The sequence below is a fragment of the Paraburkholderia sp. OAS925 genome, assembly GCF_040543975.1.
Classification (GTDB): domain Bacteria; phylum Pseudomonadota; class Gammaproteobacteria; order Burkholderiales; family Burkholderiaceae; genus Paraburkholderia; species Paraburkholderia graminis.
Window position 1 is genome coordinate 271,397 of record NZ_JBEUNO010000002.1, and the last position, 17,681, is coordinate 289,077.

At 62.4% G+C, this 17,681-nt stretch carries 11 protein-coding genes; 3 read left to right on the top strand and 8 right to left on the bottom strand.

All coding sequences use genetic code 11. The features are described 5' to 3' along the window. Positions 1-11 precede the first annotated feature (11 nt). The 3 genes from ABIE53_RS19995 to ABIE53_RS20005 all read right to left on the bottom strand — a co-directional run bounded on the left by ABIE53_RS19995 (position 12) and on the right by ABIE53_RS20005 (position 5,376). A complete protein-coding gene (locus ABIE53_RS19995; RefSeq protein WP_006052751.1) occupies positions 12-3,197 on the bottom strand; it encodes an efflux RND transporter permease subunit in 3,186 nt (1,061 codons plus the stop codon). A gap of 70 nt (positions 3,198-3,267) precedes the next feature. Beyond that, entirely contained in the window at positions 3,268-4,476 is a 1,209-nt protein-coding gene (locus ABIE53_RS20000) for an efflux RND transporter periplasmic adaptor subunit (RefSeq protein ID WP_006052752.1), read from the bottom strand. A gap of 45 nt (positions 4,477-4,521) precedes the next feature. Further along, positions 4,522-5,376 carry an alpha/beta hydrolase gene (locus ABIE53_RS20005; protein ID WP_029970114.1) on the bottom strand — a complete coding sequence of 285 codons (855 nt, stop codon included), beginning with the start codon at positions 5,374-5,376 and terminating at the stop codon, positions 4,522-4,524. A gap of 172 nt (positions 5,377-5,548) precedes the next feature. On the opposite strand from ABIE53_RS20005, the gene ABIE53_RS20010 reads away from it, so the two are divergent. Further along, positions 5,549-6,553, top strand: coding sequence for a LysR family transcriptional regulator (locus ABIE53_RS20010; protein ID WP_006049438.1), 1,005 nt, complete (start codon positions 5,549-5,551; stop codon positions 6,551-6,553). Between the two features lie 223 nt (positions 6,554-6,776). Further along, positions 6,777-7,088, top strand: coding sequence for a DUF4148 domain-containing protein (locus ABIE53_RS20015; protein WP_006049439.1), 312 nt, complete (start codon positions 6,777-6,779; stop codon positions 7,086-7,088). Positions 7,089-7,333: 245 nt separating this feature from the next. Here ABIE53_RS20015 and ABIE53_RS20020 read toward each other — a convergent pair whose 3' ends face one another. The 5 genes from ABIE53_RS20020 to ABIE53_RS20040 all read right to left on the bottom strand — a co-directional run bounded on the left by ABIE53_RS20020 (position 7,334) and on the right by ABIE53_RS20040 (position 16,469). Beyond that, entirely contained in the window at positions 7,334-8,407 is a 1,074-nt protein-coding gene (locus ABIE53_RS20020) for a purine-nucleoside phosphorylase (RefSeq protein ID WP_006049440.1), read from the bottom strand. Between the two features lie 171 nt (positions 8,408-8,578). After that, positions 8,579-9,484 (bottom strand): cation diffusion facilitator family transporter, encoded by a 906-nt coding sequence (locus tag ABIE53_RS20025; RefSeq protein ID WP_006049441.1) that lies wholly within the window; start codon positions 9,482-9,484, stop codon positions 8,579-8,581. A gap of 137 nt (positions 9,485-9,621) precedes the next feature. Beyond that, positions 9,622-14,478, bottom strand: a complete 4,857-nt coding sequence (locus ABIE53_RS20030; protein WP_192699770.1) for an NAD-glutamate dehydrogenase — start codon at positions 14,476-14,478, stop codon at positions 9,622-9,624. Positions 14,479-14,658: 180 nt separating this feature from the next. Beyond that, a complete protein-coding gene (locus ABIE53_RS20035; protein WP_192699769.1) occupies positions 14,659-15,438 on the bottom strand; it encodes an alpha/beta fold hydrolase in 780 nt (259 codons plus the stop codon). Further along, positions 15,435-16,469, bottom strand: a complete 1,035-nt coding sequence (locus ABIE53_RS20040; RefSeq protein WP_192699768.1) for a M14 family zinc carboxypeptidase — start codon at positions 16,467-16,469, stop codon at positions 15,435-15,437. The genes ABIE53_RS20035 and ABIE53_RS20040 overlap by 4 nt, the downstream gene beginning before the upstream one ends. A 290-nt stretch (positions 16,470-16,759) precedes the next feature. Between ABIE53_RS20040 and ABIE53_RS20045 the strand changes: the two genes are divergently transcribed. Then, positions 16,760-17,596: an EamA family transporter gene (locus ABIE53_RS20045; protein WP_029970103.1), complete on the top strand. Its 837-nt coding sequence runs from the start codon at positions 16,760-16,762 to the stop codon at positions 17,594-17,596. Positions 17,597-17,681: the final 85 nt, after the last annotated feature.

Consider the following 17,681-nt stretch of genomic DNA (forward strand, 5'->3'; position numbering starts at 1 on the left):
TTGTTCTCTCCTCAGGCGTCCGTGACCGGCGCGCCGATGCGCGGCGAATCCTTCTGCGCGACATGAATCGTCCCGCCGGCCAACGTACGCAGCACCACATAGAACACCGGCGTCAGCATCAGCCCGAACAGCGTCACGCCGAGCATGCCGAAGAACACCGCAATCCCCATTGCATGACGCATTTCCGAACCGGCTCCGGTCGACAGCACCAGCGGCACCACACCCATGATGAACGCGATCGACGTCATCAGAATCGGCCGCAGACGCAAGCGGCTCGCTTCAATTGCCGCCGACAGCGGCGTGTGTCCGTCGTGTTCCAGTTCGCGGGCGAACTCCACGATCAGAATCGCGTTCTTCGCCGACAAGCCCACCAGCACCATCAAGCCGATCTGCGTGAAGATGTTGTTGTCGCCGCCCGTGAGCCATACGCCGGTCAACGCGGACAGCACGCTCATCGGCACGATCAGGATCACCGCGAGCGGCAGCGTCAGGCTCTCGTACAGCGCGGCCAGCACGAGGAACACGAGCAGCACGCTGATCGGGAACACCCACAAGCCCGCATTGCCGGCGAGAATCTGCTGATACGTCAGATCGGTCCATTCGAGCTTCACGCCATGCGGCAGAACTTCCGCCGCCACGCGCTCAGCCGCGGCCTGTGCCTGACCCGACGAGAAGCCCGGCGCCGGTCCACCGTTGATGTCCGCAGCCGTATAGCCGTTGTAACGCACCACCATTTCCGGACCATACGTCGGCGTGACCGTGACGAGCGACGACAACGGCACCATGTCGCCCGCGCTGTTGCGCGTCTTCAGTTGCAGGATGTCGTCGGCGCGTTGACGGAACGGTGCGTCCGCCTGCACCCGCACCTGATACACGCGGCCAAAGCGGTTGAAGTCGTTCACATACAGCGAGCCGAGATAGATCTGCATCGTGTTGAACACATCAGTGACCGGCACGCCGAGCTGCTTCGCCTTCACACGATCCAGATCCACGTTCAGTTGCGGCACGTTGATCTGATAGCTCGAGAAGGTCGGGCCAAGCTCAGGCGTTTGCGCCGCCTTCTTCACGAATGCCTCCGCTGCCTTGTTCAACTCCGCGTAGCCGAGCGCGCCGTGATCCTCCAGTTGCATCTTGAAACCGCCGAGCGTGCCGAGACCGAGCACAGGTGGCGGCGGAAACACTGCAACGAACGAATCCTTGATCGCGCCGTACTGCTGATTCAACGAGCCCGCAATCGCACCTGCCGAGAGCTTCTTGTCGCCACGGTCCTTGAACGGCTTGAGCGTGACGAACACGATGCCCGCGCTCGAACTGTTCGTGAAGCCGTTCACCGACAAACCGGGGAACGCCACCGCGCTTTCCACGCCCTTTTGCTTGAGCGCGATCGCGCTCATATCGCGGATCACTTTTTCCGTGCGATCGAGCGACGCGCCGTTCGGCAGTTGCGCGAACGCGATCAGATACTCCTTGTCCTGCGCGGGCACGAAACCGCCCGGCACGATACGCGCGATCAGCACCGTTGCACCGACCAGGATCGCGTACACCGCGAGCATCGCGCCCTTGCGGCGCAGCACGCCCGTCACGCCGCGGCCATAACCTTCGGAGCCGCGATGGAACACCTTGTTGAAGCCCTTGAAGAAGCGGCCCAGCAGGCGGTTCATGATGCGCGTGAGGAAGTCTTCCTTCGCGCCATGACTGCGCAGCAGCATCGCGGACAACGCCGGCGACAGCGTCAGTGAATTGAACGCCGAGATCACCGTGGAGATCGCGATGGTCATCGCGAACTGCTTGTAAAACTGGCCCGTGAGACCCGTCATGAACGCGAGCGGCACGAACACGGCGACGAGCGTCAGCGCAATGGCGATAATCGGCCCGCTCACTTCCTGCATCGCCTTGTACGTCGCATCGCGCGCACTGAGTCCGTTTTCAATGTTCCGCTCGACGTTCTCCACCACGACGATCGCATCGTCCACCACAATGCCGATTGCGAGCACCATGCCGAACAGCGACAGCGCATTGATCGAGAAGCCGAATGCCAGCAGCAGTGAGAACGTGCCGACAATCGACACGGGCACGGCGATCAACGGAATGATCGACGCACGCCACGTCTGCAGGAACACGATCACGACGATCACCACCAGCGCGATGGCTTCGAGCAGCGTATGCACGACCGCCTCGATACTCGAACGCACGAACTGCGTCGGGTCATAGACGATCTTGTATTCGACGCCCGCGGGCATGTCCTGCGCGAGATCCTTCATCGCGGCGCGCACTTCATCGGAAATCGCGAGCGAATTCGCACCCGGCGCCTGATTGATTGCGAGCGCAACGGCCGGCTTATTGTCGAGCAGCGAACGCAGGCCGTATTCCGACGCCGCGAGTTCGACGCGCGCAATGTCGCGCAGATAGGTCACGCCGCCATCGGGCGTGGTCTTCACGATGATGTTGCCGAATTCGTCCTCGGTCTTCAGACGGCCGCGCGCATTCACCGACAACTGCAATTGCGTGCCCGGCACCGAAGGCGACGCGCCGATCACACCGGCCGCCACCTGAATGTTCTGCTCGCGAATCGCATTAGCCACTTCGGTCGCGGTCAAACCGCGCTGCGCGACCTTCTGCGGATCGAGCCACACGCGCATTGCGTAGTCGCCCGAACCCCACAACTGGACCTGGCCCACGCCCTGAATCCGCGCAAGACGATCCTTCACGTTCAGAACCGCGTAATTGCGCAGATACGTCATGTCGTAGCGGTCGTTCGGCGAGATCAGGTGCACGACCATGGTGAGCGTAGGCGAGCTCTTGATGGTCGTCACGCCGAGCCGCTGCACGTCTTCCGGCAGACGCGGCAACGCCTGGTTCACGCGGTTCTGCACGAGCTGGGTCGCGAGGTCCGGGTTCGTGCCGAGCTTGAAGGTGACCGTCAGCGTGAGATTGCCGTCGCTATTTGCTTGCGACTGCATGTACAGCATGTTCTCGACGCCATTGATCTGCTCTTCGAGCGGCGAAGCGACGGCTTCCGCGATCACTTTCGGATTGGCGCCCGGATACTGCGCGTGGACCACGACCGACGGCGGCACCACTTCCGGGTACTCGGAAATCGGCAGCTTGAAGAGCGAAATCACGCCCGCCAGCAGAACCAATACCGATAGCACGCCCGCGAAAATCGGCCTATCGATGAAGAATTTGGATATGTTCATTGGAAGCTCTTGATGTTTGGAGCAAGCGGTTGGAGCACGCGCCGCGCGTTCAATGCCGCGGCGCGAACGCTCACGAGTTCTTGTCCGCTTTGGCGCGCTGCTGCGCGAGCGGCGCGCTGTTCGGGTCCTGGTCGGTCGTCATCGGCACCATGTGCGCGCGCACCGCGTCGCCGGGCCGCACGCGCTGAACGCCGTTCACCACAATCCGGTCGCCTGGTTTCAGGCCGCCCTTCACGACACGCAGATTGCCCTGCATATCGCCGAGCGAAATCTCGCGATACACGACGTGATTGTTCTGGTCGACCACCAGCACGAACTTCTTGTCCTGGTCGGTGCCGACGGCGGCGTCGTCGATCAGCACCGCCGGATGCGGTTCGCTGCCGCCCACTTTCACGCGCGCATACAGGCCCGGAATCAGCGTGCCGTCCTGGTTATCGAAACGCGCGCGCACGCGGATGGTGCCCGACGACGTATCCAGACGGTTGTCCACCGACTCGATCGTGCCGCTGCGCGAGTAGCCGCTTTCATCCGCGAGACCGAGTTCCACCGGCACCTTGCCGCCGTCTTTCGCGCGACGCAGGTATTGCAGATACGTTTGTTCGTCCGCGTCGAACGATGCGTAGATCGGCGACACCGACACGAGCGTGGTGAGCGGCGCCGAGCCCGCACCTGCCGACACCACGTTGCCCACCGTGATTTCCGCGCGCGATACGCGGCCCGATACCGGCGCCGTGATCTTCGTATAGCCGAGATTGATGCGTGCGGTTTCGAGCGCGGCTTGCGCGGCCTTCAGGTTCGCACTCGCTTCGCGCGCGGCGTTCTGCTTCTCGTCGTAATCGCGCTTGGCGATCGCGTTGTCGGTGATCAGGCGTTGCGCGCGTTCCCAATCGCTTTGCGTGTAGCCCGTGCGCGCCTGCGCGGCCGCGAGCTGCGCTTCCGCGCGCGCGACTTCAGCCGCGTACGGGCGCGGGTCGATCACGAACAGCGTGTCGCCTTTCTTCACGAGCGCGCCGTCCTTGAAGTTAACGGACACGATGGTGCCTGGCACCTGCGAACGCACGTCCACTTTTTCTACCGCTTCTAGACGGCCCGAATAGCTCTGCCAGTCGGTGATCGTTTTTTGCACCACGGTGGCGACATCGACTTCCGGCACGATGGTCGGGGCGGCAGGCGAACTCGCGTCCACGCGAATTGCGCCGAATGTGCCGAGTCCGGCCAGCACGAGTACCGCTAGTGTGGCAACCGCCACGCGGCGGCGGGAAAGAGGAAGGATGGTCATGTGTAGCTCCCGGTATCGTTGATTAAAGTTCTGCTTGTTTCTGTTTCAGCGATGGGCGCGCGCATCGAAGCGCCACTGAAAAAATCGCACTGCCTCCTGCAAGGCGGGCGGATGATCGGCGAGCGCCGCATGCGAGACGGCCGGATAGCGGACCACCTGGGTCAGCACACCGGCGTCGATCAGACTGCTCGCGTATTTCTCCGCCTCGACATGCAGCACGTCGTTTTGCGCCGTCGCGATCAGCGTGGCCGGCAAACCGGCGAGCCGCGACGATTCCAGCGGCGCCGCATACGGATGCATGCGTTGCGACGCCTGCGGCAAGTACGCGCGATAACAGGCCGCGCATTCTCTTGCCGTGATGTCCGAGCCGAGGCGCTTTTCATCGCCAAGGCGCGTGAGACTCGGGTCCAGCATCGGCCCGAACAAAGCCTGCGCGGAAATTTGCACGTCGCCGCGATCGCGCGCGATGAACGCGAGGCAATTAGCCAATTGGCCGCCCGCGTCATGGCCGGCCACGCCAACCTTCCTGCTATTGCCGCCAAATGCACGCGCCCGCGTCTGCACCCACAATGCCGCGCGATGTGCGTCTTCGGGCGCAGCGGGAAATGGAAACTGCGGCGCGAGCGAATAACCGACCGACACCACCAATGCAGGTAAATGTTCTGCGAAATAGCGCGACGCAAAGTCGGCCTGATCGATCGACCCCTTCGTAAAACCGCCGCCGTGAAAATAAAGCAGTACCGGCAGTGCGGTTTTCTTCGGCTGCCGGTACAAACGCAACGTGATGTCCTGCGCGTGTCCTTCTATCTGTACGTCAGTGACTTCGAGTGCCGTGCTGTCGGCCCCGGCCGGCGCAATGCCGGCGGGCACAAATGAGTACGGCGGTTTGAATGCTTCCATGTCGAGCCGCGCAATGCGCAAAGAACTTCAATGGTGCGAATTGTGGGTTCGGCAGACTCGTAAATAAATGCCTATAATCCGGCAACACAATTCGGCCCCTCTGAACAATCGAACCGATTGCTCGGCGGATTCGAATCCTGCTCAGTACGCCTGCCCCTTCTGGAGGTTTGCAATGGACCGGCTTCAGGCCATGCAAGTGTTCACGCGTGTCGTCGACACAAACAGCTTTACTCGCGCGGCTGAAACGCTCGACCTGCCGCGCGCATCGGTTACCACGATCATTCAGAACCTCGAAGCGTTCCTCGGCACACGGCTCATGCACCGCACGACGCGGCGCCTGTCGCTCACGCCGGACGGCGCGGCGTACTACGAACGCTGCGTGCGCATCCTCGCGGACGTGGAAGAGACCGAGGCCAGTTTTCAGAGCGGCAATAAAAAGCCGCACGGCAAGCTGCGCATCGACATGCCGGGTTCGATTGGCCGCCTGCTGGTGATTCCGCAACTATGTGAATTCCACAAGCGCTACCCGGACATCGATCTGCAACTCGGCTTGTCGGACCGGCCGGTCGACTTGCTGCAGGAAGGCGTGGATTGCGTGGTGCGCGTCGGCGCGCTGCAGGATTCCTCGCTGGTGGCGCGACGGATCGGCCTCTTCGAGGGCGTGTCGTGTGCGTCGCCGGAGTACATCGAACGGGCCGGCATGCCGACTTCGCTCGAGGACCTGGAAAATCACAAAGCAGTCAATTACTTCTCGAGCCGCACGGGACGCACGCTCGATTGGGCATTCCTGGTTGATGGTAAAGAGGTTGAAGTAAAAATGAAGAGCATTGTGTCGGTGAACGACGCCGATGCCTACGTGACCTGCGGGCTGGAAGGTTTTGGCCTGATTCAGCCGGCGCTCTTCATGGTGCTGCCGCATTTGCGTGCGGGCCAACTCGTAGAAGTACTGCCCGAGATGAAGCCTTTGCCGATGCCTATTTCGGCAGTCTATCCGCACAGTCGGCATCTGTCGCCTAAAGTCCGTGTTTTCGTAGACTGGATTGCGGAAGTGTTCGACCGTTGCCCACTACTGAGTGGCCGCGGCACGCTCGACGCAACCTGCTCGAAGCGCACGCTCGAAGAACGCGAGTCCGCTCCGGCACTCGACACACCGGTTATATCCGAATGGGTCGCGTGACTCAACTCAATTGAAGTGCAGATAGTGAAACAGTGAATTCCAACCGCGGCGCTAATGCCGCGGTTGTTGTTTCGGCCTGTGTTTATAAGGCTTGTCGTTCGATTGTTCTGGAATCGCGACAATTCATTTCGCGAAAGCGCAATTTATCGGCGCTCGCTCGAAGTCTACATTTCACCCTGTCGCAGCACCCGTCGTGCTGCAAATGAATCGACAGGAGTGAATCATGAAACGCAATCTTCTCGCAGGTCTTACTCTCTCGCTGCTCGTGAGCGCGCCGGTATTCGCACAGAGCAACGGCATCGGCCACGCAGGCAGCTATCAGACTCAACCCACCGCCTCGACGACGGCGACGGGCGGCAAGACGCGCGCCGAAGTGCAGGCCGAACTGGTCGCCGCCTATCGCGACGGCTCGCTGCCTTCGCTCAATCGCACGACGTATCCGAACAAAGGCTTGATCGGCCAGACGCAAGCCGCGCGTATCGCGCTGCAGGAAGGCGCGAATGGCGATGTCACGCGCGTGGCAAACGGTCAGTAAATTCTCAGCAATGCAACAAGAACCTCGCCGCAATAGTTAGCCATCCGGATTAAATGCCGATGACGGCGAGCCGAACAGATCTCAGCACTTTATAAAGGAGCACACCATGACACCATCGGAACTCGACCACTGGAACACCGACTCCGCAGTATGGACGCCGTATCGCGCGCCGCAACGCTAATGCGCCGCGCCATTGCAACAAGGGCCGCGGTTCACATCGGGCGGCCCTTGTTGCAATCATTGGATTAGCGCTTCGGCACGCCTTCGCGCCATTCGCCCCAGTGCGTGACAATGTCCTGCACAAGCGGATTGCCCGAGCGATACAGGTTTTCCAGCGCAATCGTAAAGCCGCCTTGCGCTGAGTAGTTGAGCAAGTTATCGGCGCTCGTCTGTCCGTCATAAGGGCGGTCGAAATCCGAGCCCGCACGCACTACAGCCACGCGGTTCAAATCGACCTTATGCACCGAAGCCGCGCGTTTCAGTGCTTCATACGTCGCATTGTCTTCCTGCTGCGTCGTGCAATACGTGCCCTTTCCATCGGTCAATATTTTGGTCCAGTCGCGAGCGCGTTGCCCGAGCAATGTGCCGGACCACCATGTGTCGCCGGCGAGCGTATCGCATTGAATGACCGTCGGCGGACGATTAGCCGGCGCGTACGAATACTTGGCGCGCGCAGCCTGCGCCTGCGCATTGTCCGAAAGCACAACGTTGCGCGATAAAGCGAATGCCGTATCGGCAAGCTGCATATTGAGCTGGAATACTTCGGTGCGGTAATCGAGCGGCGGCTTTTCCGAGGGGCTCTTTGTATTGATCCCAAGATAGCCGGTGTTCCAGCCGGCCGGAATTTCGCGCCCGTCAATTTCCCATTGAATGCCGAAGTCGACGAGATATTTCGCCCACGCCGCCGAGCCCACCGTGCCCTGCTGAGGATCGATGCCGGCAATCCCCGCGACCATGAAATACGTATGCCGCAAATCGAAACGCGGCGAGAACGTCAGCGCCATGATGGACGCCGCGGCATTCGTGTGGCCCATGCCGGTCGTCATCACGCAGACGTCCTGGCGGTTGCAATGCACTGCCGGATAATCCGGCGACAAGCCGTCCACCGGAATATCGCGCCACGGTCCGAGCTTGTCGAGCCACACCTGGCCCTCGGGACCGAACATCGAGATGATCATCACCTTGACCGGCCGCCCGCGCGAGCCGCCGTCGCCATGCGAGAAAGCGTCGCTGTCGTCCGCGCTTGCGGGTCCGGAAGTAAAGGCTGCGCATGCCGCGAGTGCAATGACGGATAGCGCGCCCAATGTGCGAGTCAGCATCGTGATCTTCCTTTTTGCTTGTGATGCAGTTGGGGAGAGTGCCGCTTCAAGCCGGAAGAAGTATAGATGCGACGAAATTATTGTCCACTACACGACACGTCGATCACGTTAATCGCACGAAGCTCTCCGCGAGTGGCGAGTCGCCAGTCGCGTGCACCAGAAAAAGGAAAATCACGCGCGCGGTACATCCGGTTCGAAAAACACCCAGCGTACTTGCGGAAAAGCGGCCTGCAAATCGGCCTCGATGATGTTGATCGCATCGACCATCGCGCGGCCGCTCGCGTAGTCGATCATCTCGGCCTGCACCGCGACCACCACGTGACGTCCCCATTGCAGCGTGATCATATTGATGATGCCGCGAATTTCGCTGCGCGCGCGCAAATGCGCCTCGATGGCGCGGCGCACTTCGGGGCTCGCCGATTCGCCGACGATCATCGACTTCACCTCGCGCGCCACCAGTCCCGCGATCACCATCAGCAGCAAGCCGACGGCGATGGAGCCAAACGCGTCATAGACAGGATTGCCGGTCACGAGCGTGAGCAGCACCGCGGCAAACGCGATCGCGAGGCCCACCAGCGCGGCAATATCTTCGCCAGCGACTACCAGTAGTTCCGACTCGCGCGTTTCCCTGAACCATCGCCAGATGTTTTTCTCAGGATGCACGCGGCGGATTTCCCTCAGCGCGCCCCACAGTGAAAACGCCTCGAGCACCACCGACACGCCCAGCACCACGAGCGCGACATACGCGTACTGCAATGGCTCGCGCGCCATCAGCCGATGCACGCCTTCATAGACCGAGAACGCGCCGCCCACGAAGAACAGCAGTAACGCGACGAGCAGCGAATAAAAGTTGATCTCGCGGCCGCCGCCCATTGGATGCAAGGGACTCGCCGGCCGGCGTGCCTGACGCAGGCCGAACAGCAGCAGCAATTGATTACCGCAGTCGGCGGTCGAGTGAATGGCTTCGGCGAACATCGAGCCGGAACCGGTGAATGAAGCGGCAGCGAACTTGCAAACGGCAATACCAAAGTTGGCGGCCAGCGCATAAATAATGGCTTTCGGCGATTCTTCTTTCATCGTTATCGAGGGCGTTGTTCAATTTGCGAAAGGCTTTCGGCTTCCGGGAATGCGTATTATGGCCATGCCGCACAGCATGTCCAACAGCGGCGCGCCATGTGTTGCGCCGCGCCGTCAACGCACTCTCCACGCAACCCTCATGCCCTCTCGAGCGCGGCCATCTCGCGCACGATCACCAGCAGCATCGACAGACTCGCGCCCCCCGTGGCGCGCAGATCGGCAAGCAAACGCGCATAGCGTTCCAGTTGTGCGCCGCGCCTGTCGCGCCAGGCATGAACCAGCGTGTCGGGCGCGGCTGAGTCGTCTGCGCCGGCGAGCGCGCTCGTGGTGAGCGCGCGTTTGAGGCGCGCGAGTTCCGCCAATGCCGATGCGCGCGCGAGCATGTCCCAGTGCGACGGCGCGGGCAGCGCGGCCGCGCGTTCGCTGATCCAGTGGTAATTCAGCAGCGTGCCGAGCGCGAAATAAACGCCCGCCACGAGTTCGAGTTTGCGCTCGCACGTCGATGCGACTTCCGCAATGTCGAGCAGCGCAGCCGAGATTTCGCCACTGGCGATGCGTACCGCGAGGTCGCTGTCCACGCCCGCATCCACCAGCACGCGTTGTCGTTCGGACAGCGCTTCGAGATCCGCGGCCGGCAACAGCGCGGGCCATTGCGGCGCGAGACGCTGCGCGGCGTCGCGGCAACGCGCGAGCAGATCCGTCACGTCGTCGCCATTCACTGCCGGCGACGACAGATGCCGCAAGAACCACAACGCCGAGCGTTCGACGAGCCGCGCGACTTCGACGAACATGCGTGCCTGCACGTCGTCGGCGACGCGGTTATCGAGCGCGTCGATGCTGTGCCAGACGTGATCGAGGTCGAACACATCGCGCGCCATGATGCAGGCCCGCACGATGTCGCCGGGCCGCGCGTCGGTCTCCTCCATCAGCCGGTGCACGAACTCGCAGCCGACGCGGTTCACCAGTGCGTTCGTGAGATGCGTCGCGAGAATCTCGCGGCGCAGCGGGTGCCGCTGCATCGGCTCGCTGAAACGCTGACGCAAGGGCTTCGGAAAGTATTCGATCAGCATGTCGCTGACGAGCGGATCTTCCGGCACCGGCGAATCGAGCAGCGCGTCGTACAGCCACATCTTGCTGTACGCGAGCAGCACTGCGCGCTCCGGCGTGGTGAGTCCTTGTTTCGCGGCTTGCCGCTCGGCCACGTCTTCGTCGCTAGGAAGAAACTCGATCCCGCGATTCAGGCGGCCCGCGCGCTCGAGAAAGCGCATGAGGCGCGCTTCGGCATCCAGCAGTTCGACGCCGAAACGGCCTGCAATCGACAGCGCCTGCGTCTGGTAATAGTTGTCCTTCAGCACGAGCAGGCCGACTTCGTCGGTCATTTCGGCGAGCAGCGCATTGCGCTGCTTGTCGGTCATCTCGCCGTCGGCCACGACCAGTCCGAGCAGGATCTTGATGTTGACCTCGTGGTCCGAGCAGTCGACACCAGCGGAGTTGTCGATTGCATCCGTATTGATGCGCCCGCCGCGCTGCGCGAATTCAATGCGGCCGAGTTGCGTGAGTCCGAGATTGCCGCCTTCAGCCACGACTTTGCAGCGCAATTCGGCGCCGTTCACGCGGATCGCATCGTTCGCGCGGTCGCCCACTTGCAGATGCGTTTCGCGCGTCGCCTTCACGTAGGTGCCGATGCCGCCGTTGTAAAGCAGATCGACGGGCGCCTGCAAAATCGCGCGCATCAGTTCGGCGGGCGACAACGCCGGCGCACTGATACCGAGCACCGACTGCACCGCGGGCGACAACGGAATCGTCTTGGCGGTGCGCGGAAATATGCCGCCGCCCGCTGAAATCAGCGAAGGATCGTAGTCGGCCCAACTCGAACGGTCGAGAAGAAAGAGCCGCCCGCGCTCGGCAAGACTCGTCGCCGGATCGGGATTCGGGTCGAGGAAAATATGCCGATGATCGAACGCGGCCACGAGCCTGATATGCGGCGACAGCAGCATGCCGTTGCCGAACACGTCGCCCGACATATCGCCGATGCCGACCACCGTGAAGTCCATCGTTTGAGTATCGACGCCCATTTCGCGGAAGTGCCGCTTCACCGACTCCCACGCGCCACGCGCGGTAATCGCCATCTTCTTGTGGTCGTAGCCGACCGAGCCGCCGGACGCGAATGCGTCGTCGAGCCAGAAGCCATATTCCTGCGAGATCGCGTTCGCGTAGTCGGAGAACGTGGCCGTGCCTTTGTCGGCGGCAACGACCAGATACGGGTCGTCGGGATCGTGCCGCACCACGTCACGCGGCGGCACGACGGTTGTGCCCGCAAGGTTGTCGGTCAGATCGAGCAGGCCGCGCAGAAACGTTTGATAGCAGGCAATGCCTTCGCGCATCCAGGCATCGCGCTCGCTTTGCGGCGGCGGGTTCTTCACGACGAAGCCACCCTTCGAGCCGACCGGCACGATCACGACGTTCTTCACCATCTGCGCCTTCATCAGGCCGAGCACTTCCGTGCGGAAATCCTCGCGACGATCGGACCAGCGCAAGCCGCCACGCGCGACACGTCCGCCACGCAAATGCACGCCTTCAACTCGCGGCGAATAGACCCATATTTCGAACATCGGCTTGGGCTCGGGCAAGCCGGGCACTTGCGCGGGATTGAACTTGAACGACAGATACGGCTTGGGCTTGCCATCCGTATCGAACACGTAATAGTTGGTGCGCTGCGTCGCCTTGATGACGCCGAGAAACTGCCGCAAGATGCGGTCTTCGTCGAGATTGGGAACCTGATCGAGCGCGCCGTCGATCGTTTTCATCAAGTTCTCGATGCGCGCTTCGCGTGTGCCGCCATGCGCCGGATCGAAACGCGCGACAAACAATTCGACGAGCATTCGCGCGATCGCGGGATTGCCGGTCACCGCGCGCTCGATATACGCGTCGCTGAACGTGGAGCCGACCTGGCGCAGATACTTCGCATACGCGCGCAGTATCGTCACTTCGCGCGCGCTCAATTGCGCACGCAGAACGAGGCGGTTGAAGTCGTCGCTTTCTATCGCGCCGGTCCATACCTGCTCGAACGCGTCTTCGAAAAGGTCCTTCACGCGCTCGATGTCGAACTCCGCGTCGTCGGCGAGTTCAAGGCCGAAGTCGTGAATCCATGCTGGCGTCGAGCCAAGCGCCTCGATCAGATACGGCCGCTCTTCATCGACGCGCACGCCGAGATGTTCGAGCATCGGCAAACTGCGCGACAGCGCGATCGGCATGCCCGCGCGATACACCTTGAAGCGGAACGCGCGCGGCCCGGCTTCGATCGGACGATAGAGGTTCATCGCGAGCCGCTCGCTGCCCTGCACGCGTTCGATCAACTCGATGTCGCGTACTGCCGTGCGCGCGGCATAGTCGTCGCGATAGCCCGGCGGAAATGAATCCGCGTAGTGTTGCAACAGACGGTTGCCCTGCTCTTCGCCGAATGCGTCGAGCAGCGCATCGGCAAGATCGTCCTGCCAGCGGCGCGCGACCTGCACGAGGCGCGCTTCGAGTTCGCGTGTGTCGACACGCGGCATGCCGCCCGGCTTTGCGTGAACCACGAAGTGAATGCGCGCGAGTGTCGATTCGGAAAGCAGCGGCGTGAATTCGACGCTGGCTCCGTTGAAGGCGTCGGCGAGCAGATTGGCGATACGTTGCCGCAAATCGGTGTTGTACTTGTCGCGCGGCACGAACACGAGGCACGACACGAAGCGGTCGAAGCGATCGCGCCGCACGAAAAGACGCGTGCGCTGATGTTCCTGCAAACGCAGTACACCGAGCGCGGTATCGTAGAGCTGGTTTTCGTCGGCCTGGAAGAGTTCGTCGCGCGGATAGGTTTCGAGCACCGTCACGAGCGATTTCGCGAGATGACCTTTTGGCAAGAATCCGGCCCGTCTCACGATATTTGCGCATTTGCGCCGCACGATAGGAATCTCCGCCGCCGACAAAAAATACGCGGTGGATGTATAGAGTCCGATGAAACGCCGCTCGCCGATCACCTTGCCGTCCGCGCCGGTCAGCTTGATGCCGACATAATCGAGGTAGCCTGGCCGATGCACGGTCGCGCGCGAGTTGGCCTTGGTGAGAAAGATCGGCGACGCGCTGGAAATGATTTCGGCAGCGGCCGGAGGCAATACGGTCACTTCCGATGCGGCCGCCGCGCCGTCAGCGCTTGCGCGCAATTCGTCGCGCATGATGCCGAGGCCCGAGCCGGGCACCGCGCGCAAGCCGTAGTCTGTGCCCTGTTGCACCAGTTCATAGTCGCGCTGGCCGAGAAACGTGAAATGATCGGCGACCATCCATTCGAGGAACGCACGCGCTTCCATCGCATCCGGTCCGCTCTCGCCGACCTTCATGCCTTTGATCGTGACGCGCGCGAGTTCGACTATCTTCGGCCAGTCTTCCACCGCGGCGCGCACGTCGCGCAGCACTTTCGCGATGTCGTCGCGCAGCGCATCGAGCTTTGCCGCGTCGCCGCAACGGTCCACTTCGAAGTGAATGAACGAGGCCAGTTGCGAGCGCGTGTCGGCGGCTTCTTCGGCGCCTTGCGTCACGCGCGCGATGTCGCCATCGGCGCCGCGCCAGATGCGAAACACCGGATGCACGACCGAATGCAGCGCGAGTCCCTGGCGATTGACCGCCATCGAAACGGAGTCGACCAGGAACGGCATGTCGTCGTTGACGATCTCGATCACCGTGTGATCGGAATGCCAGCCATGCTGTTCGAGAATCGGGTTATAGACGCGCAGCCTTTCCTTGCCCGGCACGAAGCGCTGCGCGGTCTGCCAGTGCGCGAGCGCGGCGCCGTACAGATCGGGGATGGAGCGGCTTTGCAGATCGTCGGCGTCGACGAAATCGTAGTAGTGCCGCAAAAACGGTTCGACGATGTCAAACGCCGGCTCGGGCAAGCGCGCTCGTGCAAACTCGACGACATCGTTCAGCAAGTGCGTGACGGCTTCTTCGTTCTTTGCTTGCATGATGAACTCCCCCGGTTGGCGGCAATGTGGGAATTGCCCGGATCGGATGCATCGTCTGAGGAACGATTATGCACCTGCATGCAGCAGGGCAACCGGCGCCGCGACTTAGGTTATACCCGCTGCCTCGTCTTATGCTGCAAGCGCGCAATTGCGCGCTTAACGCGGCTGGCCTATCGCGGCTTAACGCGTGGCCGTGCTCTCGACGGTTTCGTGGGCAAGCCATGCGCGAATTTGCTCGGCGACCCACGCGGGATCGTCGTGCGGCAGATCGTGACCGGCCCATGCATGCTCGCGATGCGGCGCGCCCCACGCCGCCGCGAGCCTTGCCGAACATGCGGGATCAACGAGCCGGTCGTCGCGCGACGACAGAAGCAGCAGCGGGCAAGCCGGTTTTGCCGTGCCGGCGGTAAAGCGCGCCGCCGCCCACAGTTGCCGCCATCCATTGCCGCGGCTCACCGGTGCGCTGCGGCGAATCGTGGCCCATGATTCAAGATCGGCCTGGAGCGTGTCGGCGTTATTGCACGTCAACCGATGAATAACAGTCTCGGCACGCGTCGCGTCGTGCCAATGCATGGCGACTGTGACAAGACCCGGCCATGCCGACGGACGCAGCCGCTGATGCGCGCGGCTGAACGGACGCATGCTCGTGTTGATCAGCACAAGCCGCTCGATGTCATCGGAATGCCGCTGCGCCCAGGCGGTCGCGACCATGCCGCCGAGCGACATCGCCAGTATGTTGAAGGGGCCGGCCGCGCCTCGTTGCCGGGCAGCCGCGCGCACGAATTCGACCATCGCGGCGACCGTCGCCGGCGCACGCAAGTGCGCGAACTCGCCGTTGCCGGGCAGATCGAGCAGCAGTAGGCGCGCCGCACCGCCAGTGGCTTCGCGCAACACGTCGGGCAGGCGTCCCCAATGACGCGTCTCGCGTGTCAGGCCGCGCAGCAAAATCCACGTGCTCATGCCGTGTGCGCCTCGTACCAGTGATCGATCGCGCTTTGCAGCAATTGCTCGCGGCGATTGCCTTGCGGCAGCCAGCGCTGCGACGAGAAAGCCGCGCGCGCCAGAAAATCCAGCAGGTTCGCGTGACGCCGCAACACGCGCGCCGTGCGATGCGCCTTCACCGGATTGAAGAAGCCCTGGCGCGAAAACAATTGGCGCGGGTTCTTCTTGATCCACAGCCATGAGCCGAGTTCTAGCGTCATCGGCAGAAAGACGTTGGGTGCGGGCGCGCGGTCGTACGCGAAGTCCCAAAGATCGCCGTGCAGCAGATATTGATGGCTTTGCGGCTCGAACGTGTACCCATGATGCGGATGCGAGCGCTCGAACATCGTTTTCAGCACGTACATTTCCGGCAAATGCGGCATCAGCTTGCGAGTGCGTGCGTACGGAAACCAGATGCTGTCGCTCCAGCCGTAGCCCGAATGGCAATCGAGCGCCATGCTCAACGGCCGTGCCGCCAGTTCCGTTTCGACCACCTGAAGCAGCGCCGCGGCCTCGGCTTCCATAGGACCGCCGCGGCGTCCGCGATACCACGGCAGCCATGCACCGACGCGCTGGCCGCCGGCGAGCAGCGGCACGCGTTCGTCGGCGTTTTGCGGCGCATTGCGCATCAGGTCGACGCCGTTCGGATTAGCGCGCGTGGCCGCCCACATCCCGCCAGGATTGACGATCGGCATGAAGACGAGACGGATGGACTGCAGTTGGCGGACGAGCAGTTCGTCCCATTCGAGCCGCGCAAGCAGCGCGCGCATGTAGTCGAGCACGAGTTGCGAGCCGATTCGCTCGAGCCCATGAATGCCGCCGAAGAAGCCGATGGCCGGCGCCTGCGGATCGGTAGAGCCGATGCTCGCGGTATGCACGCCGAAGCGCCGGCCGCGCACCGTCGTCTCGCAGACCGTGCGAATCGCGAAGCTCGCGCTGCCCTGATCGAGGATCGTCTTGAGATCTTCGTACTCCGCAAAGGTGTCGGGAAGGAAGCTCAAAGGCTGCATGTGGGCGTCGCGAGGAGTGCGGGATGTCAGGGACGGCACGGCGAATGACGCAATATAGCCTGGCTGCAAGTCAGCCAGCATGACGGCTGAGCAGATGTGAAACGCCGTCACACGCACGTCATTTGGCCGTCATTTGCCCGTCATTTTTCGGCGCCACAAATTTGCGATTTTCGCCCCATAAAGCCCCTTTGCTTTAGTCGCCCACTCATCGCGTCGCGCGTTCTGCTGGAATAATCACGGGCTTGCGGCCGGAGTCGGGCCAGCTAACCCTTGGCCCGTTCTCGCCTTCCATGGAAACCGTCGTCGTCCTGCTGGTCCTGCTGTCGGCGCTGCTCCACGCGACGTGGAATGCGTTCCTGCATCTGTCGGAAGACCGCATCTGGCTGCTCGGCATGATGGCGATTCCCTACCTCGCCGTGAGCGCGGTCGGCGTGATCGTCCTGCCGATGCCCGCGCCTGCCGCGTGGCCATATATCTTCGCGTCGGTCGTGCTCGAGTTCGGCTATCTGCTCGCGTTGATCCGCGCTTATCGAAGCGGCGACTTCGGCCAGATCTATCCGATTGCGCGCGGCCTGTCGCCGATGCTGGTGTTCGTCGGCGCGCTCGTGTTCGCTCATGAATCGCTGAAACCGCTCGCGGCGATCGGCGTCGCGCTGGTGTCGTGCGGCATCGTTTCGCTCGCGTTTCGGCGCGGCATGCGCTTCTCCGGCGAGAGCGTGCCGTTCGCGCTGCTGACCGGCTTTTTCATCTCCACCTATTCGGTTGTCGACGGAATCGGCGCGCGCGTCGCGGGCAATGGCCTCAGTTACATCATGTGGGTCTATCTGATCTGGAACGTGCCGCAGTTTCTGCTCGCGTGGCATTGGCGCGGCGGGGCGAAGGGGCTGTTCATCGGCCGCGCGGTGGTGTTCAAGGGCATCGCGTCGGGCGCGCTCGCGTTGTTCGCGTATTGCCTGATCATCGAGGCTTACCGCTATCTGCCGATCGCGATGGTCTCCGCGCTGCGCGAATTGAGCTCGATCTTCGCGGTGTTGATCGGCTGGCTGTTCATGCGCGAGAAGCTGACCGCGCGGCGCATCGTGGCGTGCGCGCTTGTTACGCTCGGGGCAGTGCTGATTCGCATCTGACGCAAATCCGCCGCGCCCGGTGAATCCGCTCGCCGGCCAAATTGGCTCCTACATTTTTATAGAAATGGCTCTGAAGCTCAGAGCC

Bases quoted from the DNA above. Each gene is read 5' to 3' on its own strand.
- ABIE53_RS20045 (WP_029970103.1), top strand. From the start codon at position 16,760: ATGGAAACCGTCGTCGTCCTGCTGGTCCTGCTGTCGGCGCTGCTCCAC.
- ABIE53_RS19995 (WP_006052751.1), bottom strand. From the start codon at position 3,197: ATGAACATATCCAAATTCTTCATCGATAGGCCGATTTTCGCGGGCGTG.
- ABIE53_RS20035 (WP_192699769.1), bottom strand. From the start codon at position 15,438: ATGAGCACGTGGATTTTGCTGCGCGGCCTGACACGCGAGACGCGTCAT.
- ABIE53_RS20005 (WP_029970114.1), bottom strand. From the start codon at position 5,376: ATGGAAGCATTCAAACCGCCGTACTCATTTGTGCCCGCCGGCATTGCG.
- ABIE53_RS20015 (WP_006049439.1), top strand. From the start codon at position 6,777: ATGAAACGCAATCTTCTCGCAGGTCTTACTCTCTCGCTGCTCGTGAGC.
- ABIE53_RS20040 (WP_192699768.1), bottom strand. From the start codon at position 16,469: ATGCAGCCTTTGAGCTTCCTTCCCGACACCTTTGCGGAGTACGAAGAT.
- ABIE53_RS20030 (WP_192699770.1), bottom strand. From the start codon at position 14,478: ATGCAAGCAAAGAACGAAGAAGCCGTCACGCACTTGCTGAACGATGTC.
- ABIE53_RS20010 (WP_006049438.1), top strand. From the start codon at position 5,549: ATGGACCGGCTTCAGGCCATGCAAGTGTTCACGCGTGTCGTCGACACA.
- ABIE53_RS20020 (WP_006049440.1), bottom strand. From the start codon at position 8,407: ATGCTGACTCGCACATTGGGCGCGCTATCCGTCATTGCACTCGCGGCA.
- ABIE53_RS20025 (WP_006049441.1), bottom strand. From the start codon at position 9,484: ATGAAAGAAGAATCGCCGAAAGCCATTATTTATGCGCTGGCCGCCAAC.
- ABIE53_RS20000 (WP_006052752.1), bottom strand. From the start codon at position 4,476: ATGACCATCCTTCCTCTTTCCCGCCGCCGCGTGGCGGTTGCCACACTA.